This window comes from Streptomyces sp. NPDC005195 (genome assembly GCF_040608315.1).
Lineage (GTDB): Bacteria > Actinomycetota > Actinomycetes > Streptomycetales > Streptomycetaceae > Streptomyces > Streptomyces kaempferi.
This window is the reverse complement of the sequence record NZ_JBEXHZ010000014.1, coordinates 69,364-92,070: the sequence shown is the minus strand read 5'-3', so window position 1 is coordinate 92,070 and position 22,707 is coordinate 69,364. Positions and strand designations below refer to the sequence as shown.

Genomic DNA, 22,707 nt, shown 5'->3' with positions numbered 1-22,707 from the left:
GAGAGGAGCGTCGCCGTGCCTCCCACCGATGCGAGCACCGACGCCGGTACCGCCCCCGACACCGATTCCGGCGCGGACCCGTACCCCGGGCCGGGCACGGACTGCGAGGACACTCTCGACCTGCGCCTGCCCGACGAGCTGATCGCCCTGTTCGCCGGCACACCCGGGCCGGTCGAGCCCGGCGGGTCGGTCGAGCCGATCAGCTCGGCAGGGTCGGTCGCGTCGGCAGGGTCGGCACGGCCGGTCGGTTCAGCCGGGCCAGCCGGGGAATCCGGGGGAGGCGGTCGATCCGGAGTGGCCGGTGCGCACGCCGGCGCGGTCGGCGGATCCCGGCCCGGTGAGGACCGTACGGGCGAGGACCGTGCGGGCGACGCCGGAGACCACCGCGGCGCGGGCGCCGCCTGCTCCGCTCCCGTCGGTCCAGCCCGTGACGACCTGCTCGGCGGCATCGGCGACTGGGGTCCGACGGCCACCCCCGTGGGCACCTTCCAGCTGGTTCCGGTACGGGTGGAACGCGATCTCCGACTCGTCACCCGGTGGATGAACGACCCCGCCGTCTCGGCCTTCTGGGAGCTCGCGGGACCCGAGTCGGTGACCGAGGAGCATCTGAACCGACAGCTCGACGGCGACGGACGCAGCGTGCCTTGCATCGGCCTGCTGGAAGACACCCCCATGAGCTACTGGGAGATCTACCGCGCGGACCTCGACCAACTCGCCCGCCACTACCCGGCCCGCCCGCACGACACGGGAATCCATCTGCTCATCGGCGGAGTCGCCCACCGCGGGCACGGTCTCGGCTCGGCCCTGCTCAGAGCCGTCGCCGATCTCGTACTCGACCGGCGTCCCGCCTGCGCACGGGTCGTGGCCGAGCCCGATCTGCGCAACATCCCCTCCGTCTCCGCCTTCCTGAGCGGGGGTTTCCGGTTCTCCGCCGAGGTCGAACTGCCGGGCAAGAGGGCGGCACTCATGATGCGCGACCGGGCCCTGCGCGACCTGATGTAGATCCGTCACTCTCCGTACTCCGCTCGTCCCGTCCCGGTTCCCCGTCGAGGAGTCCCCGTGCCGAATCCGTCCGCAAGCCCGGCCTCCGAAGGACTGTCCCCCCTGTACGACCCGCCCGAGCTGCGCGAGGACCGCTGGGAGCAGGCCGGCCGCCGACTGCTCGCGAAGATGATCGGGGAGTTCGCGCACGAGGAGATCGTCCGGCCGGAACAGGGTCACCCGCGTCCGTCGGCGCATCCCGACGCCCCGCACCACGACGCTCCCCATGCCGACGCCCTTCGCCCCTACACCCTCCGGCTCGACGCAGGCGACAGCCTCTCCTTCCGCGCCCGCCGCCTCTCGTACGACAGCTGGCGCGTCGACCCCGCCTCGCTCACCCTCACCGAAGAGGGAAAGGAACCGTGTCCGTTCACCGACCCGCTCGGCTTCCTCACCCGGGCCCGCGGCACGCTGGAACTGGACGGCGCGACGCTCGGCCACGCCCTGCGCGAGCTCAGCACGACGCTCGCCGCGGACGTGCGCCTCGACCGTGACGCCCGTACGGCCGCCGAATTAGCCGACCTCGGGTACGCCGAGCTGGAAGGCCATCAGACCGGCCATCCGTGGATCGTGCTCAACAAGGGCCGCCTCGGCTTCTCCGCGCGGGACGCCGCCGCCTGGGCCCCCGAGGCCCGCCGGGCCACGCCCCTTCCCTGGATCGCGGTGCACACGACACTGGCCACCTACCGAGGCGTCGGCGGCCTCGACACCGCCGAACAGCTCTACGCGCGCGAACTGGCCCCCGCCACCCGCGAGGCCTTCGACGAGGTCCTCCGCACCCGCGGGCTCGCACCGGAGTCGTACCTCTACCTGCCCGTGCACCCGTGGCAGTGGGACGACGTCGTGCTGCCGCTGTTCGCGCGGCATGTCGCCGCGGGAGCGATCGTGCCCCTGCCCTCCGACGGTGATCTGCGCCTGCCCCAGCAGTCGATCCGCACCTTCCTCAACGTCTCGCGCCCGGACCGGCACACGGTGAAGCTTCCGCTGTCCGTCCTCAACACGCTGGTGTGGCGGGGCCTCCCCACGAAACGCACGCTCGCCGCCCCCGCCGTCACCGCCTGGATGCGGACCCTGCGGGACGCCGATCCGTTCCTGCGCGACACCTGCGGAGTGATCCTGCTCGGCGAGGTCGCCTCGGTCACCGTCCACCACCCCGTGTACGACGGACTTCCCGAAGTGCCCTACCAGTACCGGGAACTGCTCGGCGCGATCTGGCGCGAGCCGGTCTCGCGGCACCTCGCACCCGGCGAGCGTGCCCGTACCCTGGCCGCCCTCCTGCACACCGACCCCCAGGGCCGCGCCTTCACGGCGGAACTGGTCGCCCGCTCGGGTCTCGCGCCCAGGGCCTGGCTGCGCCGCCTCTTCGCCGCGCTCCTGCCACCGCTCCTGCACTTCCTCTACCGGTACGGCACGGTGTTCAGCCCGCACGGAGAGAACGCGATCGTCGTCTTCGACGACCACGACGTACCGGTCCGACTCGCCGTGAAGGACTTCGTCGACGACATCAACGTGAGCGCGGATCCACTGCCCGAACACTCCTCCATGCCGGACGAGGTGCGCGAGGTGCTGCTGACCGAGCCGCCGGCCTTCCTGACCCAGTTCATCCACTCCGGGCTCTTCGTCGGGGTCTTCCGCTATCTCGCGCCGCTCTGCGAGGAACAACTGGGTGTTCCGGAGAGCGAGTTCTGGTCACTCGTCCGCGCCGAGGTCGTCCGCCACCAGACCCGCTTCCCGGAGCTCAAGGAACGCCACGAGACGTTCGACCTGCTCACCCCGCGTATCGAGCGGCTGTGCCTGAACCGCAACCGGCTGCATCTCGACGGCTACCGCGACCGCCCCGAGCGCCCGCACGCCGCCGTGCACGGCACCGTGCCGAACCCCCTCCACACGTCGTGATCACCCGCCCCGCACCCGTCCCCCCGACCTGCCCCGCACCCGTCCCCCCGACCCTTCCCGCGACCGTCCTGATCGCGTCCGTCGTCCCGGCCGTGATCGCCCGGTTGTCAGTGGAGCCCCGTAGGCTGGCAGCGCTATGACAGAGCCCTCACTCCCCGAACTCCTGCACGCCGCCGTCACCGCCGTCGGCGGCACGGAGCGCCCCGGCCAGGTGACCATGGCCGAAGCCGTCGCGGGTGCCATCGACGACAGCTCCCACCTGCTGGTGCAGGCGGGCACCGGCACCGGAAAGTCGCTCGGCTATCTGGTGCCCGCGCTCGCCCACGGGGAGCGCGTCGTCGTGGCGACCGCCACCCTGGCGCTCCAGCGACAGCTCGTGGAGCGTGATCTTCCACGGACCGTCGACGCGCTGCATCCCCTGCTGCGCCGCCGCCCCGAGTTCGCGATGCTCAAGGGCCGGTCGAACTATCTGTGCCTGCACCGGCTGCACGAGGGTGTGCCACAGGAGGAGGAAGAGGGCCTCTTCGACCAGTTCGAGGCCGCCGCGCCCACCAGCAAGCTGGGCCAGGACCTGCTGCGTCTGCGGGACTGGTCGGACGAGACCGAGACCGGTGACCGTGACAACCTCACGCCGGGCGTCTCCGACCGCGCCTGGAGCCAGGTGTCCGTGTCGTCCCGGGAGTGCCTGGGCGCGAGCAAATGCGCCTACGGAGCGGAGTGCTTCGCCGAGATGGCCCGTGAGCGCGCCAAGCTCGCCGAGGTCGTCGTCACCAACCACGCGCTGCTGGCGATCGACGCCATCGAGGGCGCGCCGGTCCTCCCGCAGCACGAGGTGCTGATCGTCGACGAGGCCCATGAGCTGGTCTCCCGGGTCACCGGCGTCGCGACCGGCGAGCTCACCCCCGGCCAGGTCAACCGTGCCGTCCGACGCGCCGCGAGGCTCGTCAACGAGAAGGCGGCCGACCAGCTGCAGACCGCCGCCGAGGGCTTCGAGCGGCTGATGGAGCTGGCGCTTCCCGGACGTCTGGAGGAGATCCCGGAGGATCTCGGCTACGCGCTGATGGCCCTGCGTGACGCCGCGCGCACGGTGATCTCGGCGATCGGCTCCACCCGCGACAAGTCCGTCCAGGACGAGGACGCGGTCCGCAAGCAGGCCCTCGCCGCGGTGGAGTCGGTCCACGACGTGGCGGAGCGGATCACCAACGGCTCCGAATGGGACGTCGTCTGGTACGAGCGCCACGACCGCTTCGGCGCGTCGCTGCGGGTGGCCCCCATGTCGGTGTCCGGTCTCCTCAGGGAGAAGCTCTTCTCGGACCGGTCGGTCGTCCTGACGTCGGCCACCCTGAAGCTCGGCGGGGACTTCAACGGAGTGGGGGCGTCGCTGGGCCTCGCCCCCGAGGGCACCGAGGGCGACGACCTCCCGCAGTGGAAGGGCGTCGACGTCGGCTCGCCCTTCGACTACCCCCGGCAGGGCATTCTGTACGTGGCCAGGCACCTGGCCCGCCCCGCGCGCGACGGCGACCGCGGCGACATGCTGGACGAGCTCACCGAGCTGATCCAGTCCGCCGGGGGCCGCACGCTGGGCCTGTTCTCCTCGATGCGGGCCGCCCAGCTCGCGGCGGAGGAGCTGCGCACGCGCATCCCCGAGTACCCCATCCTGCTGCAGGGCGAGGAGACGCTCGGCGAGCTGATCAAGAACTTCGCGGCGGACCCGGAGACCTGTCTGTTCGGCACGCTCTCGCTCTGGCAGGGCGTGGACGTCCCCGGTCCCAGCTGTCAGCTGGTCGTCATGGACAAGATCCCGTTCCCGCGCCCCGACGACCCTCTGATGAGCGCCCGCCAGAAGGCCGTCGAGGACAAGGGCGGCAACGGCTTCATGGCCGTCGCCGCCACGCACGCGGCGCTGCTGATGGCGCAGGGCGCCGGCCGTCTCGTACGTGCCACGGGGGACCGTGGTGTCGTGGCGGTGCTGGACCAGCGCCTGGCCACGGCTCGCTACGGCAGCTATCTCAAGGCCTCGCTGCCCGACTTCTGGTACACGACGGATCGTCATCAGGTCCGCAGGTCGCTCGCGGCGATCGACGAGACGGCACGGAAGGCGGAGGAAACCCGGACCGCGGAGGAAACCGGGACCGGGCCTGAGGGGGCGACGGCGGAGGCGAGCGAGGCGGCCGACGAGGCGTAGCGGCTGTCTGCCGGGGGGCCGGTCCTTAGCGCGTCGCGCATCGCGTCTCGGGTCGGCCCGCGGGGCCTGTCCGTCGAGTGCGGAGCCGAGGGCGTCAGGTACCCCGATGATCAGTCTCGGTGGACGCCGGTGAGGGACGCTGGTGGGGGACACCGAGAGGCCGGGACCCGGGTGTGGAACGCCCGGATGCTGGGCGGCCCGGACCGAACTCAGCGCCGCGGGGCGACCGCGCGGCAGAACGTGCAGGGCCCCGGAACCGGCGCAGTTGGTCCCGGGGCCCGGTCAGGGGCGCGCCGGACGGTGCCGTCCGGCGCGCGCGGTCACACTCGCCGCAGTACGGCCACCACCTTGCCCAGGATGGTCGCCTCGTCGCCGGGGATCGGCTGGTAGGCGGAGTTGTGCGGGAGCAGCCACACATGGCCGTCCTCGCGCTTGAACCGCTTCACGGTGGCTTCGCCGTCCAGCATCGCGGCCACGATGTCGCCGTTCTCCGCGACGGGCTGGCGGCGGACCGTCACCCAGTCACCGTCGCAGATGGCCGCCTCGATCATCGAGTCACCGACGACCTTGAGGACGAACAGCTCACCGTCACCCACCAGCTGCCGGGGGAGCGGGAAGACGTCCTCCACGGACTCCTCGGCCAGGATCGGGCCACCGGCGGCGATACGGCCCACGAGCGGGACGTACGACGCGGCCGGCTTGCCCGCGGTGTCCGTGGGCTGTGCCGAGGACTGGTCGGAGCCCCTGACCTCGTACGCGCGCGGGCGGTGCGGGTCTCGGCGCAGGAAGCCCTTGCGCTCCAGTGCCATCAGCTGGTGTGCGACCGAGGAGGTACTGGAGAGGCCTACCGCCTGTCCGATCTCCCGCATCGACGGCGGGTAGCCGCGTCGCTGCACGGAGTCCCTGATGACCTCGATCACCCGGCGTTGCCTGTCGGTGAGTCCCGAGCTGTCCGCACGGATGCCTGGAGGTCGGCCCGGCAGGGAACGCTTGGGCCCCTCATGGTTCGTGGCTTCGTTCATCGCATGCACCGGCTCGAGTCGGCCCTGGGAGCGGTCCTGGGCAGTGATGGTGGCGCTGTCTGCGGTGGTGGTCACGTCGGCCCCTCTCGATGGTCTCCCTGCTGGACAACGGTAGTTGCTTTCGAAAGGTTGCGCCAAACACACGTTCGAGTGAAAAAACGTGGATTGCCCTACGCGATCATGTGGCTGGGTGTATGGCTGATGCCGCATCCGTCGGACAAAAGGTCTCTTTGCTGTACTCTTCACCGCCGAGGCGATGACCGTGCCGGCGGATGTGGGCCGCGCCCAGTCTGCCATCCGGCACCCCGTCCGTCGGGTACCGACCCCCCGTCCGCGTGCTGTCCGCGCCGTGACCACGGTATCTCCGCGTGTCCGGGATCGGTACGCCCGTGCGGCACATGCCCATTACGTGCGCGACACGCGCGCCCTGGGCGAATTTACGGGTCGATCCCCACATCTAGTGGTTGGATTGCCGAAGCGGCCCAGAAGTTGTGGTCCCCCGGGTCTTCGAGCCCCCGGTCATCGCCTATGCTTGGGGCTGCTTCGAGAGGCCCGTGAGGTCTCGCGGGGTCTATGAGCCGTGCTGTGAAGGAGGGTTGGAGCCATGCACTGCCCCTTCTGCAGGCACCCCGACAGCCGCGTCGTCGACAGCCGTACGACCGATGACGGCACGTCGATCCGCAGGCGCCGCCAGTGCCCCGACTGCTCCCGTCGTTTCACGACCGTGGAGACGTGCTCGCTGATGGTGGTCAAGCGGTCCGGCGTCACCGAGCCCTTCAGTCGTACCAAGGTCATCAACGGCGTGCGCAAGGCGTGCCAGGGGCGGCCGGTCACCGAGGACGCGCTCGCCCAGCTCGGCCAGCGGGTCGAAGAGGCGGTGCGGGCCACCGGAAGCGCCGAACTGACCACCCACGACGTGGGGCTGGCCATACTCGGCCCGTTGCAGGAACTCGACCTCGTCGCCTATCTGCGGTTCGCGTCCGTCTACCGGGCGTTCGACTCGCTCGAGGACTTCGAGGCCGCCATCGTGGAACTCAGGGAGACGGGGCGCTGCCCCGCCGTGGGGAACGAGGGAAGCGCGGGCGCCGCGGACACGGAGCGCCCGGAATGCGACCGCGGGTCCGGAGAGACCGTCCAGGTCCCCGTGCCCGCCACCGCCGCCGACTGACGGGAAGGCCGGCTCGGCCCGGCCGCCCGGCGGCGACCACAGACCTGCCGCGCGGGGCCGTACGGACGGCGCGCGCGGCATCGGACACACAATGTGCCATGGGAAGAACGTGGCACTTCAGGGCGTTTTAGCCTGAAACAGGGAGACGGCATGACAGAGACGGCGAGCGGTCCGGCACGAGGTTCCCGCGCCAAGGGCACCAAGGCCAGCAAGGGACTGCGCATCGAGCGTATCCACACCACCCCCGGCGTGCACCCGTACGACGAGGTGGAGTGGGAACGCCGTGACGTCGTCATGACCAACTGGCGCGACGGCTCGATCAATTTCGAGCAGCGTGGCGTCGAGTTCCCCGGTTTCTGGCCGGTGAACGCGGTCAACATCGTCACCAGCAAGTACTTCCGGGGCGCCGTGGGCACCCCGCAGCGCGAGGTGAGCCTCAGGCAGCTCATCGACCGCATCGTGAAGACGTACCGGAAGGCCGGCGAGGACTACAAGTACTTCGTCTCGCCCGCCGACGCCGAGATCTTCGAGCACGAGCTGGCGTACGCGCTCCTGCACCAGATCTTCAGCTTCAACAGCCCCGTCTGGTTCAACGTCGGGACGCCGCAGCCCCAGCAGGTCTCCGCCTGTTTCATCCTGTCCGTCGACGACTCCATGGAGTCGATCCTCGACTGGTACAAGGAAGAGGGGATGATCTTCAAGGGCGGCTCCGGTGCCGGCCTGAACCTCTCCCGTATCCGCTCCTCGAAGGAGCTCCTCTCCTCGGGCGGCAACGCCTCCGGTCCCGTCTCCTTCATGCGCGGCGCCGACGCCTCCGCGGGAACGATCAAGTCGGGCGGCGCCACCCGCCGCGCGGCCAAGATGGTCATCCTCGACGTCGACCACCCCGACATCGAGGACTTCATCGAGACCAAGGTCAAGGAAGAGGAGAAGATCCGCGCCCTGCGCGACGCGGGCTTCGACATGGACCTGGGCGGCGACGACATCACGTCCGTCCAGTACCAGAACGCCAACAACTCGGTCCGCGTGAACGACACGTTCATGAAGGCGGTCGAGCAGGGCGGCAAGTTCGGCCTCACCTCGCGCATGACCGGCGAGGTCATCGAGGAGGTCGACGCCAAGTCGCTCTTCCGCAAGATGGCCGTGGCCGCCTGGGCCTGCGCCGACCCGGGCATCCAGTACGACGACACGATCAACCAGTGGCACACGTGCCCGGAGTCCGGCCGTATCAACGGCTCGAACCCCTGCAGCGAGTACATGCACCTGGACAACACGTCCTGCAACCTCGCGTCGCTGAACCTCATGAAGTTCCTGAAGGACGACGGCAAGGGCCGCCAGTCCTTCGAGGTCGAGCGCTTCGCCAAGGTGGTCGAGCTCGTCATCACCGCGATGGACATCTCCATCTGCTTCGCGGACTTCCCGACCCAGAAGATCGGCGAGAACACCCGCGCCTTCCGTCAGCTGGGCATCGGCTACGCCAACCTCGGCGCCCTCCTGATGGCGACCGGTCACGCGTACGACTCCGACGGCGGCCGCGCCCTGGCCGGCTCCATCACCTCGCTGATGACCGGCACCTCGTACCGCCGCTCCGCCGAGCTCGCCGCGGTCGTCGGCCCGTACGACGGCTACGCCCGCAACGCGCAGCCGCACCAGCGGGTCATGAAGCAGCACTCCGACGCCAACGCCGTGGCCGTCCGTGCGGACGACCTGGACACGCCGATCTGGGCCGCCGCCACGGAGGCCTGGCAGGACGTACTGCACCTGGGCGAGAAGAACGGCTTCCGCAACGCGCAGGCCTCGGTCATCGCCCCGACCGGCACCATCGGTCTCGCGATGTCCTGCGACACCACCGGCCTCGAGCCCGACCTCGCGCTGGTCAAGTTCAAGAAGCTCGTCGGCGGCGGCTCGATGCAGATCGTGAACGGCACCGTCCCGCAGGCCCTGCGACGCCTTGGCTACCAGGAGGAGCAGATCGAGGCGATCGTCGCCCACATCGCCGAGAACGGCAATGTCGTCGACGCCCCGAGCCTCAAGCACGAGCACTACGAGGTCTTCGACTGCGCCATGGGCGAGCGCTCCATCTCCGCGATGGGCCACGTCCGCATGATGGCCGCGATCCAGCCCTGGATCTCCGGCGCGCTCTCCAAGACGGTCAACCTGCCGGAGACGGCGACCGTCGAGGACGTCGAAGAGGTCTACTTCGAGGCGTGGAAGATGGGCGTCAAGGCGCTCGCGATCTACCGCGACAACTGCAAGGTCGGCCAGCCCCTCTCCGCCAAGACCAAGGACAAGCCCGCGACCGACGCCGTCACGGCGAAGGCCGAGGCGACCATCCGTGAGACGGTCGAGAAGGTCGTCGAGTACCGCCCGGTGCGCAAGCGCCTCCCCAAGGGCCGTCCCGGCATCACCACCTCCTTCACGGTGGGCGGCGCCGAGGGCTACATGACCGCCAACTCCTACCCGGACGACGGTCTCGGCGAGGTCTTCCTGAAGATGTCGAAGCAGGGCTCCACCCTCGCGGGCATGATGGACGCCTTCTCGATCGCGGTCTCCGTGGGTCTGCAGTACGGCGTGCCCCTGGAGACGTACGTCTCGAAGTTCACCAACATGCGCTTCGAGCCGGCCGGCATGACGGACGACCCGGACGTGCGGATGGCGCAGTCGATCGTCGACTACATCTTCCGCCGTCTGGCGCTGGACTTCCTGCCGTTCGAGACGCGTTCCGCGCTCGGCATCCACTCGGCGGACGAGCGTCAGCGTCACCTGGAGACCGGTTCCTACGAGCCGTCCATGGACGATGTCGACATGGACGTCGAGGGCCTCGCGCAGTCCGCGCCCCGCGCGCAGGAACTGAGGGCCGTCGTCGCCCCCGTGGCCGAGGTCGCGGTGGCCGAGCCCGCCCCGAGGCAGGCTCACACCAGTGCCGAACTGGTGGAGATGCAGCTGGGCATCCAGGCGGACGCCCCGCTGTGCTTCTCCTGCGGTACGAAGATGCAGCGGGCCGGTTCCTGCTACATCTGCGAGGGCTGCGGTTCGACCAGCGGCTGCAGCTGATCGCGACCGTCCTCCATGTGTCCCTGCCCGGGGTTTCGAGGGCAGTCGTGACACGCGGGGCATGAGGCGCGGGTGAGAGAGCGGTGCGGCCCCCGGAGAGACTGTCTCCGGGGGCCGCACTGTTTGGCGGAGGGCGTCCGTCCGGTCACCGGTGGTCACCGTGCTTCTGGACATCCGTCAGGGACGGCCCCGGCGCCCTGACGGGAGCGTCGTCGAGCCGTCCGTCAGGAGCGGTGCCTCCTCCGGCTCACCGAAGAAGGCCGGACGATCACCGCCGGCTCACTGCATGTTCTCGAGGTGCGGGTGGTCGAACGACGTGGGGCAGCGGTAGATCTGCATGTTGTAGCCGCGGCCGATCTGGACCATCGGAGGGTCGGGCGGACGCCGGATCCCGACAGGACCGGTGTGGTCGCGGTCCTCGAGCGGAATCCAACTGCCGCTTCCGCCGTCCCATTCCCCCGAACTGACGGTCAGGAGCGGCCGGTATTCCGCGCCGCAGGTCTCGCAGTTCATGGGCCACGGGTCGCGGAAGCTCCAGGGACCCCACCCGCCGGCCTTCCAGCCGGGGGCGACGCTGTGCTCGTACTGGTAGTAGGCGCCGCCGGGGTGGCCTTCGTCCTCCGGGTGCAACTCGGCCCACAGGTCGCGTCCCCAGTCGTGGAGGCGGCTCGCGAGTTCGCCGGGCAGCTCGTGGGGTGCCGGGTACTCGGTGACGACCTCGGGATGCAGCACACAGGGCTCGGGCACGTAGTCGCCGTAGTGGTCGACGTCGAGCGGGGCGGGCGGTTCGCCGAGCACCTCGTGGACGTCGGAGGAGTTACGCCACACGAGGTGGGCCGTGGGCATGGCCTCCTCCTCGTGATCGAGTGGGCACCACAGCACCTGGAGGACGTCGGTTCCCTCGGGGCAGGGGAGTCCGGGCACGTCGCGCAGATAGAGCTGCGCGACCGGCAGGAGCGGATTCGGCCCGTCGTGCGGAGGGTGCCCTTCCTCAAACCTGTCGAGGCGCTCCCGCTGCTCCGCCGTGAGGAGGTCCTCGCGCGAAGACCGGGGCCGGAGCCACGCGGCTTCCAGCAGGTCCCTGTGCCGGCGGACGTCGTCCAGCGACACCGGCAGGTCCCCGTGGTCGTGGTCGTCACCGCATGCGGGCCAGTCCTCGCCGACGGGCCACAGCAGCGGGCCGCCGACCGAGCTCTCGTGGACGGTGGGTCGGCCCGGCCGAGGATGCAGGCGGACGGCCTGCCGTGCCAGCGGTCCCAGCTCGGGGAACACGGCGGCCACGTCGATCGGCCGGGGCGGAGTGGTCCTCGCCATCTGAACTCCTTCACCTCACCTGCAAACGTCCGGCGGACTGTATCCCCACGCCCTGACACACCCGCCGGCAGCCGGGCGGAGGGGGCGTCAGGTCCGGCCGGTCCCACGGCGGAAGGGCGGCGCGACCGCAGGCTGTGCCGCCCTCCGGCGTCCTCCGGGCCCGCGGAGAGCCCGACTTCCCGGGCGAGGGACGGTCCTCGCGGGAGGAACGTCCCCGCGGGCAGGGAGCGCCCGGGGTGCGGTTCAGGAGTCGTGCCGACGGCCCATGACCGCGGGGAACTCCGCCGGGGTCGTGTCGTAGCCGTGGATGCCCGGGTGGAAGGTCCACTCCCCGGAGTCGTCGCGGACGAACTCGCCGACCGTCGCGGCCGTCGCGCCCAGGACCCCGCCGAAGTTGTCCTCCGCCAGGGCGGTGTAGCCCTCGCGCATGCGCAGACCGGGGTTGAGCACGCCGACGAACGCCTTGTGACCGGAGCGCTGCTGGATCAGGACGCCGACCACCACACGCGTGTAGCGGCTGTTGAGGCGGTCCAGCTCCAGCGTCATGACCTCGTCCCAGCCGTAGCCCTTGCCGTCCTTGCTGTCCCGGTTCAGATAGATGGTGCCGTCCGGCGAGCGGCTGTCGAAGTGCACCACGTAGACGGGAGTTCCGTACGCGTCGCCGGCTTCGTAGGTCGCCGCGATGATGTCGAGATCGGTCGCGGGCTCACCGACGGGACTGGGGTCCCATTTCACCGCGAGCTCGACCTTGCGTATCCCCTTGTTGAGACCGTTCATCCGAATCTCCCCCTCCCCGCGTTCCATCCACTTCCTGCCCCAACTGCTGTGCGGTCAGGTTCGGTTGTCCATCGTGCCACGCGCGCGGGAGCGCTCGCGCGGGCGCACTCCGCCGGAGTGTGACCGACGCCACGCTCCGTGGCCTTACGATGGCGCGGTGCTGGTCAAGTGGATTCGCTGCACCGTGGTGGACCGCCGCGGTTTCGAGCGCGGGCAGCGAAAGTGGGCGGGGCTTCTGGGTGAGCCGGGATTCCGGGGACAGGGCGGGGGCTGGAGCCGGGGGCGGTCCGGTGTGGCGCACATCTTCACCTTCTGGGAGAGCCGTGCCTTCTACGACTCCTTCATGGCCCGCTCGCACGATCGGCTCGCCACCGCTCAGTCCGGGACTTTCAAGGACGCGCAGGTCAAGCTCTTCGATCACCGGTTCGACGTGAAGACCGGCTTCGAGCCGCGCTTCACGGACGCCGACGTGCTGAGAGTGGCCCACTGTCGTGTCCACGAGGACCGGGCCGAGCACTTCGCGCTGATGCAGGAGAAGGTCTGGAACCCTGCGATGGCCGGGTCGCCCGGCATGGTGCGGGGGCTGTTCGGCGAGGCGCCGGGCCACGAGTTCCTGGTCCTGTCCATGTGGCTGTCGGCCGCCGAGCACGGCAAGTACCGCGCCGAGCGCGTGGAGCGGCTCACGCTGCGTGCCCAGACGGATACCGATGTCGCGGCCCTCGCGGGCGACATAGTGGCGCTGGAACCCGCCTGGACGGTCTGAAGGCGTGGTGACCATGGGTGCCCGATGTGGGGGACGCGTGTGATCTGTGCCGTATGGAGCCCGTACGAGTGCTCGATCGGCCATGACCCGAATTAGGGTCTTGGCATGGTAAGACCACGGCGCATCGTCCTTGTCCGGCACGGCGAGTCAGCGGGCAACGCGGATGACACCGTGTACGAACGCGAGCCCGACCACGCTCTCGCGCTCACCGAGAAGGGCTGGCAGCAGGCCGAGGAGACCGGAAAGCGGTTGCGCGAGGTGCTGGGACGCGAGCGCGTCAGCGTGTACGTGTCCCCGTACCGGCGTACGCACGAGACGCTTCGTGCCTTTCACCTCGACCCCGAGCTCATGCGGGTGCGCGAGGAGCCCCGGCTGCGCGAGCAGGACTGGGGCAACTGGCAGGACCGCGACGACGTACGCCTTCAGAAGACGTACCGGGACGCCTATGGGCACTTCTTCTACCGCTTCGCCCAGGGTGAGTCCGGCGCCGACGTGTATGACCGGGTCGGCGGCTTCCTGGAGAGCCTGTACCGCAGCTTCGAGGCGCCCGACCATCCGCCGAACGTGCTCCTGGTGACCCACGGTCTGGCCATGCGCCTGTTCTGCATGCGCTGGTTCCACTGGACGGTGGCCGAGTTCGAGGCGCTGTCGAATCCGGGGAACGCGGAGATGCGGATGCTCGTCCTCGGCGACGACGACAAGTACACGCTCGACCGGCCCTTCGAGCGCTGGCGTGATCCGGAGCCGTACGGGGTCAGCGGGATAGAGTGGCAGGGCGATGACCGCTGACACCTCTCCCGACGCACGCATGGGCCGCGCCCTGGCCAGCCTGCGTGGACTCGCGGTGGGGGACGCGCTGGGCTCACAGTTCTTCGTGCCCGCGCACTACCCGCTGCTCAAGCGCCGCGATCTTCCGCCCGGCCCCTGGCAGTGGACGGACGACACCGAGATGGCCTCCTCCGTGGTGGCCGTCCTGGCCCGGCACCGCCGCATCGACCAGGACGCACTGGCCCGCTCCTTCGCCGAGCACCACGACTTCGACCGCGGTTACGGCCCCGCGGTCAACCGGCTGCTGCGACAGGTCCGGGAAGGCGGCGACTGGCGACAGCTGGCCTCCGCCCTCTTCAAGGGGCAGGGTTCGTGGGGCAACGGCGCGGCCATGCGGATCGCCCCCCTGGGGGCCTGGTACGCGGACGACCCCGAGCAGGCGGTCCACCAGGCGGAGATCTCGGCGTACCCCACCCACCAGCACCGCGAGGGCGTCGTCGGCGCCATGGCCGTCGCCGCGGCCGCCGCCCTGGCGGCCGACCCGGCGGGGCCACCGAGCCCCAGGGCGCTGCTCGACGGTGTCATCGCGCTCGTGCCGCGCAGCGCCGTGGGTGCGGGGCTGCGCAGGGCCCGGGACATGCTCGACTACGGGGACACCGCGACGGTCGCAGCCGTACTGGGCTGCGGGCGGCGCACGACGGCGCACGACACGGTGCCGTTCGCGCTCTGGTCGGCGGCCCGGACTCTCGGCGACTACGAAGCGGCCTTCTGGGCGACGGCCCAGGTGGGCGGCGACATGGACACGACCTGTGCCATCGTCGGCGGAGTGGTCGCCTCCGGAAAGGCGGGGGCCCCACCGGGGGAGTGGGTGACGCGGACGGAGAGCCTGCCGCGGTGGATGGCCGTCGCGGCGTAGGCGGGGTGCCGCTGGTCGCCATGGCCTCTCCGCCGTCCGCGAAGGCGACGTGAGCGGCGCTGCGGCCTCTGGGTCCGTCCCTCACGTTCCTCGGAGCGGTGACCCGTCCGGTTCGCGATGCGCGGCCGGGACGGTGTCCCGGCCGCGATGCGTGACGGCGTGGTGCCGCGCGCTGCGGAAGGCCTGACCGCGGACCGCACCGGTCGTCCCCGGGCCGGGTCCGGCCTCCGCGGCTCTCCTCGTCAGACTCCGGCCGGTCCCGCCGTGCCGGCCAGGGCTTCCAGGTCGCTCTTGCGGACGCGGATCACCACGGAAGCGGTGATCAGGGCCAGTACGGCCATCGCGACGGCCGGGACGAAGGCGGTCGAGATGCCGTGGGCGAGCACGTCGTGGCCCCAGGGCGCGGGCAGTTGATGCGTTTTGGCGAACTCCGCCTTCTGCTCCGGCGAGGAGCCGGTCAGGAACTTCGGCACCTGCTTCTTCGCCTCGCCCCGGCTTGCGGTGCCGAAGACCGTGGTCAGGATGGAGAGACCGAGCGAACCACCCACCTGCTGCGTGACGTTGAGAAGTCCGGAGGCCGCGCCCGCCTCGTGCTGGGCCACACCGGAGACCGCGGTGACGGTCAGCGTCACGAAGTTCAGTCCCATGCCGAAGGCGAAGAGCAGCATCGGACCGAGGATTCCGCCGACGTAGGTGCTGTCGGGGCTCATGAACGTCAGCCAGCCGAGCCCGACCGCCACGAGGGCGGAACCGCCCATCATGAAGGGCTTGGGCCCCAGTACGGGAAGGAACCGCTGCGAGAGAGCCGCGCCGATACCGATCGCCGCCGTCACCGGGAGGAAGGCAAGGCCCGCCTGGATCGGGGTGTATCCCAGGACGTTCTGCACGAACAGCACGATGAAGAAGAACATCCCGAACATCGCCGCGGCCAGGCTGAGCATGATCACGTACGTGCCGGAGCGGTTGCGGTCGGCGAACATCTTCAGCGGGGTGATCGGCTCCTTCGCCCGGGTCTCGGTGAAGGCGAAGGCCAGCAGCAGGAGCAGTGCCGCGACGAACGACCCGATGGTGAGACCGTCCCGCCAGCCCTCCGCCGCGGAGCGGATGAAGCCGTACACGAGGGTGGCCATACCGGCCGTCGAGGTCAGCGCGCCCGCGATGTCGAACCGTCCGGGATGGCGTTCCGACTCGTTGATGTACATCGGTGCGAGCACCGCGATCAGCACGCCGATGGGCACGTTGACGAAGAGCACCCAGCGCCAGTCGAGCCACTCGGTGAGCATGCCGCCCGCGAGGAGCCCGATCGCGCCACCGCCCGCGGAGACCCCGGCGAAGACGGCGAAGGCCCTGTTGCGTTCCGGGCCTTCCGGGAAGGTCGTGGTGATGAGCGCCAGCGCGGTGGGCGACGCGATCGCGCCACCCACGCCCTGGAGGGCGCGCGCGGCCAGCAACTGCCAGGGTTCCTGGGCGAGTCCGCCGAGCAGCGAGGCGAGCGTGAAGAGCAGGATGCCGGTCATGAAGACCCGGCGACGACCGAGGATGTCGCCTGCCCTGCCGCCGAGCAGCAGCAGGCCGCCGAAGGTGAGGGTGTACGCGCTGACCACCCAGGTCAGGTCGGTTGTGCTGAACTTGAGCGCGTCTTGAATGTGCGGGAGGGCAATGTTCACAATCGTCGCGTCGAGTACCACCATGAGTTGGCAGGCCGCGATGACGGCGAGCGCGAGGCCGGGATGTCCTTCCCGACGGGCCGCTCCTGGCTTCGAATCCTGAATCAACTGAGAGGTTGTCACTATGGGTCCCCCACAAGTGCGTTAGTGAACGCTCGCGTTCACTGTCGCGTCAACGGTAGTGAGTCCCCGACAGTGAACGCAAGCGTTCACTGAAGTCGCTGCCGCGTGACGTCGTTCGGCCGCCCGCGCCGGTACCGAACGCACCCGACCGGAGCGGCCCTCGCCCCAAAGGGTCTCGCCTCCGGCCCCACCCCCAGTCCCCCGCCTCCTCGCACAACGGAGACACGCAGATGGTTACTTCGCGTTGGACGGCCGCCCCCGCTCAGGCGGCCTCACTGCGCCGACGCGGTGCTGTGCTCGAACGCGCGATCCTCGATGCCGCACTGGAGCAGCTCAGTACGGTCGGCTGGAGCGGCCTCACCATGGAAGGCGTCGCCGCGCGGGCCCAGACGGGGAAGGCGGCCGTCTACCGCCGGTGGCCCTCCAAGGAGGATCTTGTCGCGGACGCGCTGAAGGCCGGGCTGCCGAGTCTGGCCGAGGCCCCCGACCTGGGGAGTGTCCGGGAGGACCTGCTGGAGCTGTGCCGGCTGGTGCGGGAGGCGATGTACTCGCAACCCGGATTCGCTCTTCGATCAGTACTTCACGAATGCGACGTGGCGCAGGCCGAACGCTTCCACAGCGTGATCCTCGGCGGGGTCATCGAGCCGACGACGCACCTGCTGCAGGACATCGTCCGCCGGGGTATCGAGCGGGGAGAGGTGCGTCCGGACGCCGCGAACCCCTACGTCTTCGACGCCATTCCGGCGATGATGATGTACCGCTCCAAGGTGTGCGCGAGCGAATGGAGTGAGCGGGATCTGGAGGAGATGATCGACCAGCTGATGGTTCCGCTGCTGCGGCGCGACGGTGCCTGAACCGGGTCGGAGGCGGGGCACCGGCCGCCGCGGGAAACCCTGGTGTCACGAGGGGCTCCGGGCGGCGTACGCTGAGGGTGCCATGCCGTACGAACCACCCACCCACACTGTCGAGCGCTCCCTCCGCGCCACGACCGGAGCGAAGACCATCGCCGGCGTCGACGAGGTGGGCCGCGGTGCATGGGCCGGCCCGGTCACCGTCTGTGCCGCGGTCACGGGTCTGCGCCGTCCCCCCGAAGGTCTCACCGACTCCAAGCTCCTCACCGTCAAGCGGCGAACCGCCTTGGCCGTGGAGTTGGAGAAGTGGGTGACGTCGTACGCCCTGGGGCATTCCTCTCCGGAGGAGATCGACGAACTGGGGATGACGGCGGCCCTGCGCCTCGCGGCGGTACGGGCCCTGGAAGCCTTGCCCGTCCGGCCCGACGCGGTCATCCTCGATGGGAAGCACAACTACCTCGGGTCGCCGTGGCGGGTCCGCACGGTGATCAAGGGTGACCAGTCCTGCGTGGCCGTCGCGGCGGCCTCGGTGATCGCCAAGGTTCAGCGCGACAAAATGATGGCCGAACTGGGTGTCGACCATGCAGACTTCGCCTTTGCGGCCAACGCCGGGTATCCGTCTCCCGTGCACAAGGCCGCACTGGCGGAGCGGGGCCCCACCCCGTACCACCGGCTGACATGGGCGTATCTTGATGCGCTGCCCCAGTGGCGGCACCTCAAGAAGGTCCGCGGCTGGGCGGACGGAAGCGGTTCGGAGATCGAGGGTCAGCTCGGCTTCGATTTCTGACGGTTCCGCTCGCACTCCTGTGCCACCCGCCGACGCGAGTCGCACCGGCGTTTGATAAAAATCAGCTCATGCCTCTCATTCCCGAGGAGCCTCAGATTCACGAGAGTGCCCAGGGTCCCCGCGCGGCTTCGGCCAGTGGCCGTACCGCGCCGACCCCTCGTCCCGTACCCGGTCCCCGTCCCGTGGCTCCGCCGCGTCCCGGACGTCCGGGACCTGTCAGGCCGATGCCGGCCCAACGCACCCCGCGCGAGCCGGTCGTGGCCGCGCCGGGGTCTTCCGTCCCGGCGGCCGCACCCGCTGCCGCCACCCCGCAGATCCAGCTGATCCCGGCCTCGGCCGAGGGTGCGCTGGACGCCGCCGAAGAAGCGGTCGACCTGCTGTTGGAGTCGGGCCGTGCCCCCGGTGAGGTGCTGGTGATCACCACCGGCCAACCGCACCCGTGGGCCGTGCACGAGCTCTCCTTCGGCGAAACCGCCTACTGGGCGCAGCTCGACGCGGGCGACGACGTGTTCTACGCCGAAGCCTCCGTCGTGGGCCGGGCCAAGTCCCGTCCCGTCGTCGTGGTCGCCGTCAACGGCGGTTCCGACACTGTCGCCACCGCTCTGCCCCTGGCCCTCGGCCGGGCCGGCGCCCTGCTGATCGTCTGCGGTGACCCGCAGCAGATCAACTCGGTTCTGGGCGCCGGAGTCTGAACGAGTCCCGGACGCCGTCCCAGGCCGTCCGGGGCTCGCTCGGAACCGCCGCACCGTGGTGAGTCGGCGTGGTGACGTACGCGAGGTGATCGTTTCGGCGTGCCCGCAGATCACTGGGTACGCCACGATCGCGGCGCGATCGCGGTAGAGACCCCGCGCGCGGGGTCGCCCGTGGAGGACTGCTCGGTGAGGCGGCCTGTCGGTCGTGGACCGGCGGTGGGCGGGCCCTCCGGTGTCCGGTGCGGCTGATCGGCGACGCCGCGGTCGGCTATCGGCAACGCCGCGGTCGACGGACGGACCGTCGGCGGGCCCGCCCGCTCCCAGGCGCCTTTCTGGACGTCCTGAGCGGCTCCGAACTGGCCGGATCATGCGTCGCCGCGGCGGTCCGCGCCTGCGCCGGCTGACCTGCCCGCCCCCGGGTGCCCTCCCGTGCGGTGACTTCCCATCGGGTGCGGTCCCGCCCGGTGGCCGTCCGTTCAGGAGGCATCCCGGCAAGCCGCTGCCCGCCAGGGGCCGGTACCGGGATGCCGACTGTTCGAAGCGCCCGTCGGTGCCCGAGGCGTGGGAATCAGCGGGCGGCCGCCCGCCGCAACACCTCCGACGCGACGCCTCCGGTGCGCGGCAGTGGTGGCGGTGCGTCGGACATGGCGAAGGGCTCCGGTGGTGAGTCCGTGTTCGGACGACGTCCACCCCGGCCTTCGCCGAGAACCTGCCAGCCGTCGTGCGTCAGCGTGATGTACGCCCCGCAGCGCAGCCCGTGCAAGGTGCACGCGTCACGCAGCCCCCACATCCACGCCCCGTCCTCCTGTGTCCAACGCGCGTCGCCCTCACGGCAGTAGAGCAGGACCGCCGTGCGCACCGGGGTGCGCCGCCGCAGGTCGTGCGGGATGACCCGGCGCAGCTGTGCGAGCAGGGCGTTGCGGAACATCCAGCCGTCGGCCGGAGTCGGCAGTCGGACGAACGAGGCGCTCGCGCTCAGCCGCTCGTCCGCGTCGAGCACGGCCACGATCGCTGTCGCCGGTCTGGGCCGGTGCCGAGCGTGCAGACCACTGACGACCTCGCGGGGACTGCGCAGAAGCGGAATGCCCGCGGCTGCCCATTCGGCGGGTTCGAGCATGCGGGTCAGTGAATTGGCGGAAGCGGCGGACAGATCGGCGGACGTCGACATGGATGCCGCCGAGGACGGAGCGAATCCGAAGGTCACGGTCCTCCCTTCGGCTACGCGCCCACACTGCGGGCGGGGTCGGACTGGGGGAGCGCACGTCGCGGCAGAGCCCTACCGGACCACGGGCGAGCCGTGCGGGGAGCGGACTTCAATTCTTCCTGTCGAACTTGGTTGCGGCAACGAGCAATTGGGGCCACCGACCGAATTCTTACTATACGCCGTTTATATCCTTGCCCAGTGTTCTCGGTGACGACACATGGTTCACGCCTGTACGGCCAGGACCAGCGGCAACACTCCCTGCGCCCCGGACCGGCGGAGCAGTCGTGCGGCGACCGCGAGCGTCCATCCGGTCTCCGTCGCGTCGTCCACGAGCAGCACCGGGCCCGCCGCCGCTCTCAGCGCCTCGGCCAGCGAAGGAGGCACGGACAGTGCGCCGTCGAGCGCCTTGAGACGCTGGGCGCTGTTGCTCCGCGCGAGCTGCGAGGCCTCGCCGACGTACTCCACGGACCCCAGCAGCGGCAGTCGGCCGATCTCCGCGATCCGCGCGCCCAGTGACTGGATCAGTTGCGGACGTGTGCGTGAGGCCATGGTGACGACGCCCACGGGTCGCGGCTGTGCGTCGGGCCGTCCCGATGCCCAGCCGCCCGGCCCCTTCGCCCAGTCGGTGAGCACACCGACCACGGCCTGCGCCACATCGTCCGGCACGGGTCCGTCCGAGGCCTGACGGGCGAGCAGGGGACGAAGGCGGTTGCCCCAGCCGATGTCCGAGAGCCGTCCCAGGGCACGCCCCGCCGCGGCCTGTTCGCCCACCGGGATACGGCCTTTCAGATCGACGCCGACCGCCGGCAGGCCCGTCGGCCACATCTTGCGGGGCTCGACGTCGACGCCCGCGCGGCTCAGCTCGCCGTGGGCCGCGTCGAGCGCCGACGAGGAGACGGACGCCTCGAACCGGGCTCCCGCACAGGTGTCACAGCGTCCGCACGGTGCGGCCCGCTCGTCGTCCAGCTGCCGCCGCAGGAACTCCATCCGGCAGCCGGTCGTCGAGACGTAGTCGCGCATCGCCTGCTGCTCCGTGGCCCGCTGTTCGGCCACCCACGCGTAGCGCTCGCTGTCGTACGTCCAGGGAACGCCGGTGGAGACCCAGCCGCCCTGGACACGTCGTACCGCTCCGTCCACGTCGAGCACCTTGAGCATCGTCTCCAGACGGGACCGGCGCAGCTCCACCAGTGGTTCGAGGGCGGGCAGCGAGAGCGGTCTGCCGGCGCGGGCCAGGACGTCCAGGGTGCGGCGCACCTGCTCCTCCGGAGGGAAGGCGATCGACGCGAAGTACTGCCAGATCGCCTGGTCCTCCTTCCCCGGCAGCAGGAGCACTTCGGCGTGCTTCACGCCGCGGCCCGCGCGTCCCACCTGCTGGTAGTACGCGATGGGAGAAGACGGGGAGCCCAGGTGCACCACGAATCCGAGGTCGGGCTTGTCGAAACCCATGCCCAGCGCCGACGTGGCGACCAGGGCCTTGACCCGGTTGGCGAGCAGGTCCTCCTCGGCCTGCTGGCGGTCGGCGTTCTCCGTTTTCCCGGTGTACGACGCCACCGTGTGCCCGGCCTGGCGGAGGAAAGCGGTGACCTCCTCGGCTGCGGCCACGGTGAGTGTGTAGATGATGCCGGAACCCGGCAGGTCGTCCAGGCGCTCGGCGAGCCAGGCCATCCGGTGGGCCGCGTCCGGCAACTGCAGCACGCCGAGACTCAGGCTCTCCCGCTCCAGCGGTCCGCGCAGGACGAGCGCGTCCGTGCTCGCACCGGTGCCCAGCTGCTCGGCCACATCCGCGGTCACGCGCGCGTTGGCCGTCGCCGTGGTGGCCAGGACGGGGACGCCGGGCGGAAGATCGGCGAGCATCGTGCGCAGTCTCCGGTAGTCCGGCCGGAAGTCGTGCCCCCAGTCGGAGATGCAGTGGGCCTCGTCGACCACGAGCAGGCCGGTCGCCGCCGCCAGCTTGGGCAGCACCTGATCGCGGAAGTCCGGATTGTTGAGCCGCTCGGGACTCACCAGGAGCACGTCGACCTCGCTCGCGGCCACCTCGGCCTGGATGGTCTCCCACTCCTCCGTGTTGGACGAGTTGATGCTGCGCGCGCGGATGCCGGCGCGGGCCGCCGCCTCGACCTGGTTGCGCATCAGGGCGAGGAGCGGGGAGACGATGACGGTGGGCCCGGCACCCCGCTCGCGCAGCAGCGCGGTCGCGACGAAGTACACCGCGGACTTGCCCCAGCCGGTGCGCTGCACGACCAGCGCTCTGCGCTTGTCGGCCACCAGGGCCTCGATGGCGCGCCACTGGTCCTCGCGCAACCGGGCCTCGCCCGCCGGGGCGCCGACTAGGCGGGCGAGTACGGCATCGGCCGCGATGCGCAGGTCTTCGCCGGACGTGGGTCCCGGGTCTTCGTTGGTCATGGCCCCATGCAACCCGATGAGTCGGACATCGCGCGAATGAGACCACCGCGTTGTGGACAACTTGTGTCGTGCGCAT

General features: G+C 70.4%; 17 protein-coding genes. 11 read left to right on the top strand and 6 right to left on the bottom strand.

Annotation, left to right across the window (positions count from 1 at the left end; all coding sequences use genetic code 11):
- Positions 1-15: 15 nt before the first annotated feature.
- The 3 genes from ABZV34_RS17680 to ABZV34_RS17670 all read left to right on the top strand — a co-directional run bounded on the left by ABZV34_RS17680 (position 16) and on the right by ABZV34_RS17670 (position 5,122).
- On the top strand, positions 16-1,002 hold the full coding sequence (locus ABZV34_RS17680) for a GNAT family N-acetyltransferase (RefSeq protein ID WP_356276831.1): 987 nt from the start codon (positions 16-18) through the stop codon (positions 1,000-1,002).
- Positions 1,003-1,059: 57 nt separating this feature from the next.
- Positions 1,060-2,937, top strand: coding sequence for an IucA/IucC family siderophore biosynthesis protein (locus tag ABZV34_RS17675; RefSeq protein ID WP_356276828.1), 1,878 nt, complete (start codon positions 1,060-1,062; stop codon positions 2,935-2,937).
- 136 nt (positions 2,938-3,073) lie between these two features.
- Entirely contained in the window at positions 3,074-5,122 is a 2,049-nt protein-coding gene (locus tag ABZV34_RS17670; RefSeq protein ID WP_356276825.1) for an ATP-dependent DNA helicase, read from the top strand.
- A gap of 320 nt (positions 5,123-5,442) precedes the next feature.
- Here the strand turns inward: ABZV34_RS17670 and lexA are convergent, their stop codons facing one another.
- Positions 5,443-6,219: a transcriptional repressor LexA gene (lexA, locus tag ABZV34_RS17665; protein WP_168530554.1), complete on the bottom strand. Its 777-nt coding sequence runs from the start codon at positions 6,217-6,219 to the stop codon at positions 5,443-5,445.
- Positions 6,220-6,748: 529 nt separating this feature from the next.
- Here lexA and nrdR point away from each other — a divergent pair.
- Positions 6,749-7,312: a transcriptional regulator NrdR gene (gene nrdR, locus ABZV34_RS17660; protein WP_356276822.1), complete on the top strand. Its 564-nt coding sequence runs from the start codon at positions 6,749-6,751 to the stop codon at positions 7,310-7,312.
- A 150-nt stretch (positions 7,313-7,462) separates the two neighbouring features.
- The gene (locus tag ABZV34_RS17655) at positions 7,463-10,366 is read left to right on the top strand and encodes a vitamin B12-dependent ribonucleotide reductase (RefSeq protein WP_356276819.1); all 2,904 of its coding nucleotides are present in this window, start codon (positions 7,463-7,465) and stop codon (positions 10,364-10,366) included.
- A 279-nt stretch (positions 10,367-10,645) separates the two neighbouring features.
- Here ABZV34_RS17655 and ABZV34_RS17650 read toward each other — a convergent pair whose 3' ends face one another.
- Together ABZV34_RS17650 and ABZV34_RS17645 are read right to left on the bottom strand one after the other, a co-directional pair.
- Entirely contained in the window at positions 10,646-11,680 is a 1,035-nt protein-coding gene (locus ABZV34_RS17650; protein WP_356276816.1) for a hypothetical protein, read from the bottom strand.
- A 243-nt stretch (positions 11,681-11,923) separates the two neighbouring features.
- Positions 11,924-12,457: a TerD family protein gene (locus ABZV34_RS17645; RefSeq protein WP_356276813.1), complete on the bottom strand. Its 534-nt coding sequence runs from the start codon at positions 12,455-12,457 to the stop codon at positions 11,924-11,926.
- Positions 12,458-12,614: 157 nt separating this feature from the next.
- On the opposite strand from ABZV34_RS17645, the gene ABZV34_RS17640 reads away from it, so the two are divergent.
- From ABZV34_RS17640 to ABZV34_RS17630, 3 genes are all read left to right on the top strand, one after another.
- Complete coding sequence (locus ABZV34_RS17640; RefSeq protein WP_356276811.1) at positions 12,615-13,220, top strand: DUF4937 domain-containing protein; 606 nt, start codon at positions 12,615-12,617, stop codon at positions 13,218-13,220.
- A gap of 105 nt (positions 13,221-13,325) precedes the next feature.
- Entirely contained in the window at positions 13,326-14,009 is a 684-nt protein-coding gene (locus ABZV34_RS17635; protein ID WP_153288193.1) for a histidine phosphatase family protein, read from the top strand.
- Positions 13,999-14,904 carry an ADP-ribosylglycohydrolase family protein gene (locus ABZV34_RS17630; RefSeq protein WP_356276808.1) on the top strand — a complete coding sequence of 302 codons (906 nt, stop codon included), beginning with the start codon at positions 13,999-14,001 and terminating at the stop codon, positions 14,902-14,904. Before ABZV34_RS17635 ends, ABZV34_RS17630 begins: the two co-directional genes overlap by 11 nt.
- A gap of 242 nt (positions 14,905-15,146) precedes the next feature.
- Here ABZV34_RS17630 and ABZV34_RS17625 read toward each other — a convergent pair whose 3' ends face one another.
- Entirely contained in the window at positions 15,147-16,694 is a 1,548-nt protein-coding gene (locus tag ABZV34_RS17625) for an MFS transporter (RefSeq protein WP_356276805.1), read from the bottom strand.
- 230 nt (positions 16,695-16,924) lie between these two features.
- Between ABZV34_RS17625 and ABZV34_RS17620 the strand changes: the two genes are divergently transcribed.
- The 3 genes from ABZV34_RS17620 to ABZV34_RS17610 all read left to right on the top strand — a co-directional run bounded on the left by ABZV34_RS17620 (position 16,925) and on the right by ABZV34_RS17610 (position 19,024).
- Positions 16,925-17,548, top strand: a complete 624-nt coding sequence (locus ABZV34_RS17620) for a TetR/AcrR family transcriptional regulator (protein WP_356276802.1) — start codon at positions 16,925-16,927, stop codon at positions 17,546-17,548.
- 82 nt (positions 17,549-17,630) lie between these two features.
- A complete protein-coding gene (locus ABZV34_RS17615; protein ID WP_356276800.1) occupies positions 17,631-18,332 on the top strand; it encodes a ribonuclease HII in 702 nt (233 codons plus the stop codon).
- Positions 18,333-18,400: 68 nt separating this feature from the next.
- Entirely contained in the window at positions 18,401-19,024 is a 624-nt protein-coding gene (locus ABZV34_RS17610; RefSeq protein WP_356276797.1) for a hypothetical protein, read from the top strand.
- A gap of 568 nt (positions 19,025-19,592) precedes the next feature.
- Here the strand turns inward: ABZV34_RS17610 and ABZV34_RS17605 are convergent.
- Together ABZV34_RS17605 and ABZV34_RS17600 are read right to left on the bottom strand one after the other, a co-directional pair.
- Positions 19,593-20,228: a hypothetical protein gene (locus tag ABZV34_RS17605; RefSeq protein ID WP_356276794.1), complete on the bottom strand. Its 636-nt coding sequence runs from the start codon at positions 20,226-20,228 to the stop codon at positions 19,593-19,595.
- 222 nt (positions 20,229-20,450) lie between these two features.
- Positions 20,451-22,631 (bottom strand): RecQ family ATP-dependent DNA helicase, encoded by a 2,181-nt coding sequence (locus tag ABZV34_RS17600; protein WP_356276791.1) that lies wholly within the window; start codon positions 22,629-22,631, stop codon positions 20,451-20,453.
- Between the last annotated feature and the right edge of the window lie 76 nt (positions 22,632-22,707).